Here is a 13,701-nt window from a genome sequence, read left to right as displayed (position 1 = left end):
AATTAATATCCCACTGCCGTATCGTCACCACGATGATCCGCTCCTACTTGTAGTTTTCCGTTCGGCAGTTTTATGATATTTTCCACTCGCCCGATAGGACCTCGCTTGTTGATCCTATAACCATCTTTTTCTAAACTGGTACGTACGTGGGTAGAAATGGCTCTTTCTTCTACGTCAATATGATCCGGCATCCATTGATGATGGAAGCGGGCCGCACTTACCGACTCCTGGGCAGACATGCCAAATTCCAAAACATTTAAAATAGCCTGAAATACGGATGTGATAATCGTTGATCCACCGGGCGTTCCTACAACCATGAGCAATTCCCCGTCACGTTCTACGATTGCCGGAGACATCGCGCTTAACATGCGTTTCCCAGGTTCTATGGAGTTGGCTTTACCTCCCAATAAACCATACATGTTCGGAGTTCCGGGTTTAACAGAGAAGTCATCCATTTCATTGTTTAATAAAAAACCGGCACCTTCTACAAATACACCGGAACCGTAGGAGCCGTTGATCGTTGTCGTGAGAGAAACGGCATTACCTTCTTTATCTACGATGCTGTAATGGGTGGTTTCTTCAGATTCATAACCAGGAAATTTTGCAGCTTTTACGCTATTACTCGGGGTAGCTTTGCGTAAACTAACTTCCGACATACGACCTTGATTAAGTGCTTTGTTGGTTAGGTAATCAATCGGAACATTATAAAAATCGGGATCACCGAGGTGTGTAGCCCGGTCGGCATAGATACGTCTTTCGGCTTCTACCATCACACGTACCGTACTGTCTGACTGAAATCCCCATTTGGATAGCGGATATTTTTCAACAGATTGCAATAAAGCGATCAAAGCAACCCCACCGCTAGATGGAGGTCCCATGGAAATAACTTTATTGTTTTTGTAATAGCCTACGATTGGGTTACGCCAAACGGCGTTGTAACTCTCCAAATCATGATGCGAAATGATTCCATTACCACGGTTCATTTCGGCTACTATCAAGTCTGCTGTTTCACCTTTATAAAATCCGTCACGTCCTCTTTCCGCAATTCTTTCAAGTGTTTTAGCAAGTTCGGGTTGTACAAATATGTCCTCTTCTTGCCAGTTGCCTACTTTTATAATAGCTGCACCATTAGGATTGAATCGCTGAAATCGTTGTTTATGACTATTGAATTCCTTCGCCTGTCTCGCTGTGATACGAAATCCTTCTTTAGCGAGATCGATAGCAGGACGTACAAGATCTTTCCACGGGAGTGTCCCATATTTTTGATGGGCTTCATCCATTCCTGCGACTGCCCCGGGTACTCCTGCAGCCAGATGACCGTCAAGGCTCAACGTCGTAATAGGATTTTGATCCTCGTCTAGGTACATGTCCCGCGAGGCTTTTTCTGGAGCCTTTTCTCTAAAATCTAGGGAAGCTATTGCGCCATCCTTATTGCGGTAAACTAAAAAGCCGCCACCGCCAAGATTTCCTGCGTTAGGGTATACTACAGCTAAAGCAAATTTTACGGCAATCGCTGCGTCAATAGCATTTCCTCCCTTTTTCAGAATGTCAACACCAACTTGTGAAGCCAAAGGATGTGCAGTTACGACAGCTCCGCTTTTATATTCTACCGATTTTACATTATTGTTTTGTTGTGAAGCACAACCTGCGCTTAAGAAAGCTATAAATAGGATATACCAACTGTATTTCATGTCCTAAACTTAGAGAAATTTAGTCTTATTTTATAACCGAGATGTAAGAAATTTGCGTATTTTTATTTCATGCGTTTATTCCTATTAATTCTATTTTTAAGTTTAAATTATTCTTTGTCTGCACAGGCATTAAGAATTCTTACCTATAATATACACCACGCTAATCCGCCAAGTAAACCTACGGAAATAGATTTGGAAGCAATAGCGAAGGTTATTAATGAAGCCGATGCTGATCTTATCGGTATTCAGGAAGTAGATGTTAACGTCTCACGATCGAAGATGGTGGATCAAGCTGCAAAGCTGGCAGAGATGACGAAGTCTAATTATTACTTTTCTAAAGGAATAGATCTGGAAAGTGGAGAATATGGAACATTGATACTGACGAAACATCGAATCATTAGCAAGCGGAGATATGATTTACCCATGCCAGTAAAGAGCGAAAATCGTTCCCTAGCCATTGTTGACGTCGAGCTTCCCGACGGAAAGGTAGTATCGTTTGCCAATACACATCTTGACCTGAAAGAGGAGAATAGAATAGCGCAAGTGAAATTTATCAATGAACTGGGCGATTGGTATACGCGGCCTCTCATTTTGGTAGGAGATATGAATGCGAAGCCCGACGAAGAGCCTATTCAATTACTCGATCAGTATTTTGTTCGTAACTCGACGACAAACAGCCCGACGTCACCAAATATTCGGCCGAGAAACGAGATTGACTATATACTTGTCGGAAAGAGCAGCAAATTTAAGTGGATAAAATATCAGGTAATACAGGAAGATTACGCCTCAGATCATCTTCCGTTATCTGCAGAAATTGAAATAGAGTAACTATTTCAATTTCTCATTGTCTTTATGCCTTTCCGCATCGCGAATAGATTTTTTATCCAGATTTTTTTCTAAAGCATCAGTTAGGTCTACTCCTGTCTGATTTGCGAGACAGATTAATACAAATAAGACGTCTGCCATCTCATCCCCAAGATTGACTTCTCTGTCAGATTTTTTGAAGGACTGCTCCCCATATTGCCTGGCCATAATGCGTGCCACTTCGCCTACTTCTTCCATCAACATTGCGGTGTTTGTTAATTCGTTAAAGTACCGGACCCCTGTAGAGTTAATCCATTTATCGACAACTTCTTGTGCTTCTTTTATCGTCATTTTTATAGTATTGAGATGTGTGTATTGTGATATGTACCCCTAGCCCCAAAGGAGATGTGCCTTACACTACTCTTCCTTTGAGGGATGGGGGGTTAATAGTTCTCTTTATCCTTTGTGTTCATAATAATTGTTACGGGGCCATCGTTAATTAGATCAATCTTCATGTCGCCGCCGAATAGCCCGAGTTGAACGTCTTTTCCTAACAACGTACTTAAATACTGCGCCATTTCTATATATAGCGGCTTCGCTCTTTCAGGCTTAGCCGCTCGGATAAACGAGGGGCGATTACCTTTTTTCGTTTGTGCGAATAAGGTGAATTGTGAGATTAGTAATATACCGCCGTCTACATCTTGGACAGATTTGTTCATTAATCCGTTCTCATCCGAGAAAATACGGAGGTTGACTAATTTTTGTCCTAACCATTTGATATCCGCTGAAGTATCATCATCTTCAATGCCTAATAAAACCAATAGACCTTGTTGAATCTCCCCAGTAATGACTTGATCAACTGCACATGAGGCTTGAGTAACTCTTTGAATAACTGCACGCATGAGCGTAAAAGTAAAAAGCAGAAGGCATATCTGCAAATTTGCAAATATGCGAATCCGCAGATTCGCTTTTAAAAAAATCTAATTCCTAACTCCTAAAATCTGATATTTAATCCCAGCATAAAATTTGTTTCGGCTTGTGGGTAGTAAAAGTTATAATAGTATCGGTTGCCTTCCATATCCATCGATCCCCATGTATATCCGTTGGTTTGATATTTGGCGTTGAAAATGTTATTTACGCTTAGGTTTAAATCGATACGTTCTATTCCACCTATTGCAAAACTGTACACTGCTCTTGCATTGTTTACAAAAGATGGATCAATACTACGCTCTTCGGCCGAGGTATTATCGAGATACATCCGTGAAACGTATTTACTGATAAAGCTAAAGGATAGTGGTTTAATAGGGCTATATGTCAAATCATTGCTCAATACCGTGGAGGGCGACATGCTGATATTCGTTTTGTCGTAAGTAATGGCTTTTTGCTCTACCAAATTCCAGTCGTCATCATATACCGAATTGTACTCAACAAAGTTTTTAATTTTATTATCACTCAAGGCTGCAGTCGCTCTCCATACAAATTGAGGAGTAATTGACCAAGCGCCATCAAACTCAACGCCAATGCGGTAACTATCGTCTACATTTTGTCTAATAGTTCCTCCGACATCGTTTAGCGCTCCAGTATTAATGAGTTGGTCTTTATAAAACATACCATATACATTAGCACCAATATTGAAGCTTTCGTTTTTAAATCGGTAGCCTGCTTCGATATCTTGCATTTTTTCGGGTTTTGGAAATTCATTTAATGGATTTTCAACATAGTCTTTTCGAACAGGTTCCTTACTAGCATAGGCATAAGACGCATAAAAATTTGAATGTGGATTCACAAAATAGGTGAAACCCATTTTAGGATTTATAAAATTCAGCTTATCTTCAAAATCCAGATTTTTGATTTTGTCATCATCTCCATCAATGTGGTAGTATAGATTGCGGTATTGTACATCAAGGTTTACAAGCAAATCGCCAAACCTATAGTCTGTCTTTGCATAAATGTTAAAATCATTTTTTTGTGCATCATTAAGATAGTATTTGTCACTGATTTCACTGCTCGAGGCAAATCTCGCCCATATCACTTCACCATAATGATCGCCTCGATACTGATTGTACGCCCCTCCCAGTGTAAATTTTAGATTGTTGGAAGGATTGTAATTCAATCCATAAGTCAATCCATAAAAATGATTATCTAACCATCTTCTGCGGATAAGATCCGTTTCTTCGATCGTTTCTGATCCTACTGTTACCGGATCGATATTGTAGTTTGCCAGTTTATCTTCAGCTCTGTACTCCTCGTAATAGCCTGCGCCTCTAGTATAGTGTAACGCCGAATTGAAGCTTATTTTCTCACTTATGATATTGGTGTAATGTAGATGAGCGTGTGTTTGCGTGTAGTTATCTGTCTGATTATCGTACGTGTAATAGTTGTATGTGCGGTCCGCATTCATCAAACGATCTAATTCGGGGCCTCCGTATATTTCCATAGCTCCAGCATAATCGCTTAATAGAGTTCTATCTCCTTTTATTAATGGCTCAGGCGTACCGTACCAGGCTTGGTACGTTTTTTCTTTTCCCGAAAAAAGAGTCGCTTTCAGGATATGCTTGTCGGTATAAAGGCCACCGTCTACGTAAAAGGATTTTAAATCTGAGGAGGCACGTTCGACATAACCATCCGACGCGATTCGCGATAGACGGGCATTAAACGCATATTTGTTGTTTAGTAACCCTGATCCTACCTTCAATGTGTTTTTCCATGAATTATAGGATCCGAAGGAATTGTTGAGCTCGGCATAAGGTTCTGCGTCTAAGATGTCAGTTTGTATATTCAGCGACGCACCAAATGCACCAGCTCCATTTGTAGAAGTACCGATTCCCCGTTGTACTTGAATACTTTGTGTACTGGAGGCGAAATCGGGTAAATTGACGAAAAACGAGCCCATGCTTTCGGCGTCATTTAAGGGTATACCGTTTAAAGTAACGTTTATCCGCTCGTTGTCGGAACCGCGGATGGTCATCTTTGTGTAGCCGATACCCGCTCCCGCATCTGATCCGATCACCACGCCCGGTGTTTGGTCCAATAAATAGGGTATATCTTGTCCCAGATTGTTTTTTTGAATTTCTGCTTTACTAATATTAGTATAAGTTGTGGCAGCGTTTTCTTTGGCACGGGTGCCATATACAAAGATTTCTCCCGTTTGGATGCGTGCTGTTTTGAGCTGAATAGTGATTTGTAATGCAGTATTCGGACGAATAACCTGTGTTGCCGTAACGTAACCGACATGGGATACTTTTAATATTGAACTCTTTTGAACAGGTACTTCGAACTCCGTGGTTCCCATCTCATTCGTAAGCGAATTAACTTTATCCAGAGACACGGTAGACCCAAGTAATGGGTTGTTATTCTCATCAACGACTTTGACGACTAATCGGCCTTGTGAAAAGCCCAACAATACCACAAGACATAATGCCAAAGTGGCAATAAGTTGCTTAAACATAATAAAATTATTTTTTTTGAGTTAAACATACTATTGCAAGGGGTTACAATAGCTTTCATTTAACCGCCCTTCCCTACGCTGGCATTATCCAGATCAGGTACGTCTCATTTTAATGAGACCGGGTATAATCTCAGCCTTACTTCATGTTCGTTGAACGAGGCACCCCTAATCGATTCGGCAAAGGTATTGTTTTTTATTCCTAAAATAAAATTTAATTTTGGAATCATTTTTGTAAGTTTACTATAAAATTCAATTTCTCATTCTATTCCACTTGTATAGAATGAGGACATTAACACATCACACAAGACTATTAAGTAAAATAAATGGTTAATTATTATTCAGCTGATATTGTAATGACAGTTAGTTCCGCCCCAATAAGACAGGGCGTAGTAGCTGTTAATGGCGAGGGCGTTATTGAGGGAGTGTATGATAGTCATTCTATTCCTGACGGAGTGACAGTTAAGAAGTTAGCTGGTGTCCTGATTCCGGGATTTGTAAATACCCATTGTCATCTTGAATTGTCGCATATGCTTGGAAAAATTCCACAGCATACAGGTCTCCCGATTTTTCTTTCTAACGTCATCAAAGATCGCAACTCTACAGAAAAAAATATTTTGTCGGCCATGAAGAAAGCGGATGAAATGATGTTTAAAAACGGTATTCAGGCCGTAGGCGATCATGTTAATTCTGCAATTTCTGCTTCGATAAAAGAAAAAAGTAAAATTATTTACCACACCTTTGTCGAAGTTATTGGTATTAATAATGCAGAATTACAGGCAAAGATAGATCATGCAAGGGATATCGAATTCCATTTTGATGCAGATCATTCCTCAATTACGCCCCACGCTCCTTATTCGAGTACAAAGATGATGTTCAAAGCTTTCAAAAAAGCTATTGCGGAAGATAATATCATCAGCATACATAATCAGGAAAGCGACGAAGAAAATAAATTGTTTAGATATAGAATGGGCGACTTTTTGACATTTTATGCTGATCAGGGAATTGATATGTCGGGCTTCAAAGCGCAAGCAAGAAATTCACTCCAATCTTATCTTCCATATTTACCCGCAAGCAACAAAATTATACTAGTTCACAATACCTATATGTCTTTAAAAGACCTCGATTTTATCAATCGAATGAATAAAAAAGTGATACTATGTCTTTGTCCAAAAGCGAATCTATATATTGAGAATACGCTTCCAAAAATTCCGATTATAGAACAAGATAACCTTGATATAACCATTGGTACGGATTCCCTAGCGTCTAATGATACGTTGGATATGCTAGAAGAACTTAAGACAATACATGCGCATTATCCTGATGTCGATCTTAATAAAAGTATCCGTTGGGCTACGCTTAATGGAGCTAAAGCGCTCGGACTGGACGCTGATTTGGGATCCATAGAGGTAGGAAAAACGCCGGGACTCGTCCTATTGAAAAATATGAATCAACTCCGATTTACAAAAAATGTACAAGTCGAGCGTATCGTGTAAATCATTTATTTGATTACTTTTGTTTCAATGAAATATCCAGGTTGTACGGGTCATACAGCACTGATGACCACGAAGTAGTAGGAGTGCCCTTGAAAAACAAAATGAAGCACGAATAATATAGTTTGGATATTCCATATGACCATTGAAAGATAAGGAAGATACATATGAAGCATTGGAATATCATCGTTACAGGCAAGGTGCAGGGTGTGTACTTTAGAGCCACGACAAAAGCTGTGGCCGATCAGCTGGGTATTAAAGGATTTGTTGTAAATCAACCTGATGGTAAGGTATATATAGAGGCTGAGGGCGATGACTTTTCATTGGAATCCTTGGTTGAATTTTGCCACGAGGGACCAGATCGGGCAAAAGTAGAGCATGTAGCCTATGAAGAATCTGCTAACAGAGGTTTTACCAATTTTGAGGTACTGAAAAAGATTAAATAGTTGTACTGTGTCGGTAGTTAAGCGTTTCTTGGGTGATACAATGATATATGGTATGAGTACCATTATCTCGCGGATGCTAAATTTTCTCCTAACACCCTTTTTTGTTGCTAAATTTCCTGCCACCATATACGGGGTCTTTACCAATTTATATGCCTACGCCTCCATGATCAATGCGCTTCTGGCCTTTGGTATGGAAACGACCTACTTTCGATACTTACAAAAGGTAGAAGAAAAAGACAAGGGTAATGTTTTTAATAACAGCTTTATTATCACCCTTATTACCACAGTACTGTTTCTTTTTACTGTTTTTTCACTCTCCGAACCTATTGGAAGATGGCTTGATGACGGAAATGAAGTAGATCAATATATCGAATTTGTAAAGCTCTTTGCTGTAATACTTACCGCCGATGCCTTGGCGGTTATACCATTTGCTAAGCTTCGTGCCGAAGGTCGGCCTATTCGGTATGGCTTACTAAAGTTGATCAATATTTTCATACTGGTAGGTTGTAATCTATTCTTATTGTACTGGTTGCCTTTGTGGAAAGAAACAAATCCATTCTGGAGTTCGTTTGCCTCTGGTTGGTATCGGAGTGACTGGATAGGAAATGTGTTTATCTCCAATCTAATAGCTAGCGTAATTACGTTGGTACTATTGATTCCGCAGATGATGCGTTTTAAACTAAAGCCGGATCGCACATTAATAAATAATATGCTGCGGTATAGTTTTCCGATCTTGATTGCTAATATTTCATTTATCATTAACGAGAACCTAGACAAAATCCTATTTCCGAAACTTTTGCTAGGTGAGGCCGGTGATCGGGATCTAGGAGTATATGGAGCGGTCGCAAAAATCGCCGTTTTTCTTAACCTTTTTATAACAGCATTCCGTTTAGGCGCCGAACCATTTTTTTTCTCGTATTCCAAGAACGAGAATGCACGAAAAATCTACGCGCTTATCATGGACTATTTCGTCATTGCAATGGTCATCGTGATGATCGGTATCTGTGCGAATATCGATTGGTTGAAATATTTTATCGAGGGATCATCTGCATCGGAGCAAGCTATTTACTGGTCTGGTTTGTTTATTGTGCCGATACTGCTATTTAATTATGTACTCCTCGGTATATATATGAATCTCTCTGTGTGGTATAAGCTTTCTGATCAAACGCGTTATGCCTTGTATATTTCAGGTATAGGAGCACTTTGCACTATTATTTTAAATGTGTTGCTGATTCCGCTATATTCGTATGTCGGTGCCGTGTTTGGTACCACAGTAGCTTACCTTATAATGGTCGGGTTGTCCTACTATTGGGGACAACGAAATTATCCAATACCGTATAATCTCAAAAAGATACTGTTCTACCTGATCACCGGAGTTATTTTGTCTTGGCTTATGTTTAATATATTTGACAGTAGCATCTTGATTGGAAATAGTATCTTCGTTGCCTTCTTAATTCTGGTTTTTCTTATGGAAAAGAAAACGGTTTTACTGGTTTTAAGAAAAGGCCAGTAAATACTCATCCTCTAGATGGAAGGCGTTCATTTGCTTCCCGTGATCCTTACGAGTTCGCTTATTTCATGTTTAATTTGTGTCGATTTCGCAACGTACCGTATTTGCGTTTGTATTCTGATGGTCTGAGGCCAAATAATTTATAGAACTGTTGGCGGAAGTATTTAATATCACTGAATCCTGCCGCGAAAGCTGCCTCATTGATGTTATGATCCGTGTTTATAAGTAGTTGAGCAACTTTTCTTAGCCGTATATAACGGATAAACTCGTTCGCGGATTTATCCGAAATTGACTTAATGCGTTTGTATAGGTTGGAATGGCTCATACCGATCTGCTCTGCCAACATTTTAACAGTGAAATCGGGGTTGTCTAAGTGTTGTTCTACAATCGCAATTGCGCGTTGAAGAAACTCTTTGTACTCATCAGAGACTTTATGGTTATCACCTTGCAACGTAATCTCATTGTAGAAGTATGTTTGTAATCTATTTCGACTTTTAATAAGATTTGTGACCCGAGCGACCAATATATCTTTATCAAAAGGTTTTGTGATGTAATCATCCGCCCCTCCCTCCAATCCTTTGAGTTTGATCTCCGGAGATGAACTCGCGGTAAGTAAGATAACCGGAATATGGTTCAGCGTAGGATCTTTTTTTAGGGTAGCGCAAAGGTCGATGCCAGACAGCGCTCCCATCACCACATCACTGATGACAATTTGTGGTTCAATTTTACTTAAACACGTGAGGGCTGTTTCTCCGTCTGCGGCCTCGTGGACCTCAAAGTCATTCTCGAATGTCTTCTTTATGTATTTCCTTATGTCGTGGTTGTCGTCTACAACGAGCATAATGGGCTTGTCTGTGACAATTTCAGCAAGATCATCGAGTTCTTTTTTTGCTTCATCTAACTGTTCCAGGTCTGTCTGTCTCACGTCCGCTTCATCTTGCTGCACTTCGCTCATCAATTCGTCTAGAAACACGGAGTGTTCCGTGACATCTTCAAAAATAAGGTTGCCTGCAAAGTGCGCTTCACCTTTCAATAGCGTAAGTGTGAAACAGGTTCCTTTGTCTTTTCGACTGTCGAAGGAGATCGATCCTTGATGGGTTTCAGCAAACTTTTTCACTAAAAAAAGACCGATGCCGAATCCCTCTTTACCTCCATTGTTACTTGTATAATCTCGATGGAAAAGTTTAAAGATGCTATCTCCCACCGTATCGGGAATACCGCAACCCGTATCTATGATTTGAATGGCTATTTTATCGTCAGTTTGTTTTATTAACATCGTGACCTTTCCCCCACTAGGGGTAAATTTGATAGCATTGTTGATCAGGTTAAATAGACATATTTCTAGTTTATCCCTGTCTCCCAAGATTTCTCCATGCGCAAAGTCACATAAGAATTGATAGTCGATTTGTCTTGAAGCAGCGTGTTGTTTAAAACATAGAAATACTTCATGGCATAAGTTAACGAGATCTATTTTAACCAGTCTTAGTGTGTCAAAATCGCTTTCAGCCTTTCGAAAAAGCAAGAGTTTGTCCACTAGACTGAGCAATCTCTTGGAGTTATTGTATATATTAGTCAACTCTCTGCTGTCGGCATGCGCATCTGTAACTGTTGTTCCTCGATACAAAATCTCTTTTATCGGATTTACGATTAATGTAAGTGGTGTCCGGAATTCATGTGCAATGTGGGTAAAAAAAGAAAGTTTCTTTTCATTGAGTTCGCGTTCTTTTTCCATTTCCAGATTCGCTAATCTGACTTTGTATTTAAGTTTTGTCTGGCGCTTTACGTAGACAAAATATATAATGAGAACAAAAATTATCGACAGCGCATATGCTGTATATGCCCACCAACTACGCCACCATGGAGGTAATACTTCAATTTTAATGGTACGCTCCTCGCCGTTCCAGATCCCGCTTGCATCTGTCGATTTAATGCGAAGTGTATATGTCCCTTCTTTCAGGTGAGAGTAGTATGCATTACGTTGTTTATCCACATAGCTCCAGTCTTTGTCCCATCCTTCCAAAAAATAAGCATACTTTATTTTGTCTGGAAATGAATATTCTAATGCCGCAAAACCGACGGAGAGCACAGCCTCGTTATAGGGAATAGTTAAGTGCTGGATTGCTGATAGATCGGTCTTTTTTTCTTCATCAAAAAGGTGGAATGAATTGTTGTTAATCAATAGATTGGTAATTGCTATCCGTGGTGGTTGAATATCGAGCTGTATTTGTGAAGGTTGGAAGATGTTAAATCCTCTGATGCCTCCAAATATCATTTCTCCAGTTTTCAATTTGAGTGCGGCATTATAGCTAAACTGATTGCTCTGTAGACCATCTGATTCGTAAAAGTTTTGGAAGGTTTGTCGAACCGGATCGAATTTAGATATGCCATTATAGGTAGAGATCCAAAAATCACCCTTTTCGTCTTCCAATAGATTGAGTAGCGTATTGCTTGCTAATCCATCTGCGTCCGTAAACCGTATGTACTTTTTTGACACTTTGTCAAATTTCAAAAGGCCTCCTCCTTCTGTTCCGATCCATAAGGTGTTGCCTGCGCCTTTGTGAACAAATCGTATCGGGCTTCCAATCGAAACCGTGCTGGTTTTCATTGTCGATAGGTCAAGTCTTGTCAGGTCTGCCCAGCTTCCAAACCAAAATGTATGTTCGTCCTCTTCATAGATACTAATTACATCGTATATATCGACGTCCAATGGAATGAACTGGTCTTTTTTACGATCTAACATAAAAACCGATCCCCCATTAAGTGTAGACGCCCAAATGTTATTCCGGCTATCTTTGTAAAGTTGCCATACCGCTTGGTTGGGGTAGGTGCTGTTGGGATAAAAACAACTATATCGGGAGGTTTGACCTGTTTTTTCGTTTAATTTAATGATACCATCACCATATGTGCTCAACCAGATGTCGTCATCGCTGTCTAATACGATTCCAGTAACGAAACCATTGTTTAGTGGGTTCGATACAGGATTTGAAGGAGAATAAAGCGTATAGGCACTGAATTTGTTTCTACGGCGGTCCCATTTCATGAGCCCGGATCCATCCGTTCCTACCCATATATCTTGATTTTTTCCTTCGGCAAAGGAGAGGGTAAAGTCACTAGGGTTTATTTTTTTTGTTTGTAAATTGCTCCGGACAAGTTGAAATTTGCCTTTATTGCTATCAAGAATATTAATCCCTCCACGTAACGTTCCGATCCATTTTCGGGATTGGTGATCTTCGTAAACGGCGAAGACCGCATTACTCGTTAAAACGTCTTGGTCTTTTTGATGAGCTATATAATCCATTTTGCCTGTATGGGGTTCGATTCGTGTAATACCAGCTCCATCCGTACAAGCCCATATTTTCTGATCTTTACCGAAATACAGGTTCACTATCCGGTTATTTAACAGCCCTTTATGTATAGTATAGAATGAGAAACTATCCGATCTGGGATTGTATCGACTGACGTCTTGATTGTTATTAGCAAACCAGATGTCACCATCGCCTGAAATAGCCATAGAAGACGCTGTAATATTACCTGCAGCTTTCACACGGACGATACCCTCGGCTTCGTCATAATAACATATACCAACATGCTGAATGATTAACCATAGTGTATCTTTATGTACGGCGAGCGAACTTACATGGTATGACAAAGACTTATCTCCTTCTATTAAAGCCGGGATGGTATAGGATAAGGGAATGCCATTTTCTTCCGAAGTATTTAGCTTGAGAAGTCCGGCACGTTCACTTGCTGCGAAAAGCGCTTTATTGCGATAGCGTGCGAATTGATTGATTGCAAAATCGATGTGCTCTAACTGCCCGCTTTCTTTTTTAAGTTGAAGTCGTTTAAAGTGTAAACCATCTTTTTCCAAGAGTGCTGCCCCCACTTTGGTTGCTACCCAGATGGTTCCCTCCGTATTTTCAATAATATCAGTGATGCGGTTATCAGGTAAAGATTCTTGTTTGTGAGGCTGGTTTTTATATACCTTAAAGGTATAACCATCGAATCTATTAAGACCTCCATACGTGCCAAACCACATGAAACCATATTTATCCTGATAGATTTTGGTTACATAATTATTAGAAAAGCCATGCTCTATGCCGAGGTATCCAGTATTCGTCTGTGAATACAAATTTAAAGAGGTACATAGCGCATATATAGCAATGAGAAATTTTATACATTTCATAATAGAGGGCGGCGTTATAATTGAAACTCCAAATAAAGATAAGACTAACTCACCTTTTTTGCAAATGTCTATTTAACAATTTTTAATATTACTTGAATTTCAGACTTTGCACATAAGTACTATTTTGAC

At 39.7% G+C, this 13,701-nt stretch carries 9 protein-coding genes; 4 read left to right on the top strand and 5 right to left on the bottom strand.

The window, feature by feature from the left end; genetic code table 11:
- Positions 1-2 precede the first annotated feature (2 nt).
- Positions 3-1,691 carry a gamma-glutamyltransferase gene (gene ggt / locus FAZ19_RS15060; RefSeq protein WP_136821572.1) on the bottom strand — a complete coding sequence of 563 codons (1,689 nt, stop codon included), beginning with the start codon at positions 1,689-1,691 and terminating at the stop codon, positions 3-5.
- Between the two features lie 69 nt (positions 1,692-1,760).
- Between ggt and FAZ19_RS15055 the strand changes: the two genes are divergently transcribed.
- A complete protein-coding gene (locus FAZ19_RS15055) occupies positions 1,761-2,519 on the top strand; it encodes an endonuclease/exonuclease/phosphatase family protein (RefSeq protein WP_136821571.1) in 759 nt (252 codons plus the stop codon).
- Here the strand turns inward: FAZ19_RS15055 and FAZ19_RS15050 are convergent, their stop codons facing one another.
- The 3 genes from FAZ19_RS15050 to FAZ19_RS15040 all read right to left on the bottom strand — a co-directional run bounded on the left by FAZ19_RS15050 (position 2,520) and on the right by FAZ19_RS15040 (position 5,943).
- Complete coding sequence (locus FAZ19_RS15050; RefSeq protein ID WP_136821570.1) at positions 2,520-2,846, bottom strand: nucleotide pyrophosphohydrolase; 327 nt, start codon at positions 2,844-2,846, stop codon at positions 2,520-2,522.
- Between the two features lie 92 nt (positions 2,847-2,938).
- Entirely contained in the window at positions 2,939-3,397 is a 459-nt protein-coding gene (gene dtd / locus FAZ19_RS15045) for a D-aminoacyl-tRNA deacylase (RefSeq protein WP_136821569.1), read from the bottom strand.
- A 92-nt stretch (positions 3,398-3,489) separates the two neighbouring features.
- The gene (locus FAZ19_RS15040) at positions 3,490-5,943 is read right to left on the bottom strand and encodes a TonB-dependent receptor (RefSeq protein WP_136821568.1); all 2,454 of its coding nucleotides are present in this window, start codon (positions 5,941-5,943) and stop codon (positions 3,490-3,492) included.
- A gap of 323 nt (positions 5,944-6,266) precedes the next feature.
- On the opposite strand from FAZ19_RS15040, the gene FAZ19_RS15035 reads away from it, so the two are divergent.
- The 3 genes from FAZ19_RS15035 to FAZ19_RS15025 all read left to right on the top strand — a co-directional run bounded on the left by FAZ19_RS15035 (position 6,267) and on the right by FAZ19_RS15025 (position 9,392).
- Complete coding sequence (locus tag FAZ19_RS15035) at positions 6,267-7,436, top strand: amidohydrolase family protein (protein ID WP_136821567.1); 1,170 nt, start codon at positions 6,267-6,269, stop codon at positions 7,434-7,436.
- 164 nt (positions 7,437-7,600) lie between these two features.
- Entirely contained in the window at positions 7,601-7,879 is a 279-nt protein-coding gene (locus FAZ19_RS15030; protein ID WP_136821566.1) for an acylphosphatase, read from the top strand.
- Positions 7,880-7,886: 7 nt separating this feature from the next.
- A complete protein-coding gene (locus FAZ19_RS15025) occupies positions 7,887-9,392 on the top strand; it encodes a lipopolysaccharide biosynthesis protein (RefSeq protein WP_308423995.1) in 1,506 nt (501 codons plus the stop codon).
- A 58-nt stretch (positions 9,393-9,450) separates the two neighbouring features.
- On the opposite strand, the gene FAZ19_RS15020 is transcribed toward FAZ19_RS15025, so the two are convergent.
- Positions 9,451-13,572: a hybrid sensor histidine kinase/response regulator gene (locus FAZ19_RS15020; protein ID WP_136821565.1), complete on the bottom strand. Its 4,122-nt coding sequence runs from the start codon at positions 13,570-13,572 to the stop codon at positions 9,451-9,453.
- Positions 13,573-13,701: the final 129 nt, after the last annotated feature.

Origin of the sequence: Sphingobacterium alkalisoli, from assembly GCF_005049105.1 — a bacterium.
Lineage (GTDB): Bacteria > Bacteroidota > Bacteroidia > Sphingobacteriales > Sphingobacteriaceae > Sphingobacterium > Sphingobacterium alkalisoli.
The sequence above is the reverse complement of the archived record's forward strand: the minus strand, read 5'-3'. Positions and strand labels throughout refer to the sequence as shown.

Coding starts and splice junctions, on each gene's coding strand:
- ggt (WP_136821572.1), bottom strand. CDS start 1,691: ATGAAATACAGTTGGTATATCCTATTTATAGCTTTCTTAAGCGCAGGT.
- FAZ19_RS15055 (WP_136821571.1), top strand. CDS start 1,761: ATGCGTTTATTCCTATTAATTCTATTTTTAAGTTTAAATTATTCTTTG.
- FAZ19_RS15050 (WP_136821570.1), bottom strand. CDS start 2,846: ATGACGATAAAAGAAGCACAAGAAGTTGTCGATAAATGGATTAACTCT.
- dtd (WP_136821569.1), bottom strand. CDS start 3,397: ATGCGTGCAGTTATTCAAAGAGTTACTCAAGCCTCATGTGCAGTTGAT.
- FAZ19_RS15040 (WP_136821568.1), bottom strand. CDS start 5,943: ATGTTTAAGCAACTTATTGCCACTTTGGCATTATGTCTTGTGGTATTG.
- FAZ19_RS15035 (WP_136821567.1), top strand. CDS start 6,267: ATGGTTAATTATTATTCAGCTGATATTGTAATGACAGTTAGTTCCGCC.
- FAZ19_RS15030 (WP_136821566.1), top strand. CDS start 7,601: ATGAAGCATTGGAATATCATCGTTACAGGCAAGGTGCAGGGTGTGTAC.
- FAZ19_RS15020 (WP_136821565.1), bottom strand. CDS start 13,572: ATGAAATGTATAAAATTTCTCATTGCTATATATGCGCTATGTACCTCT.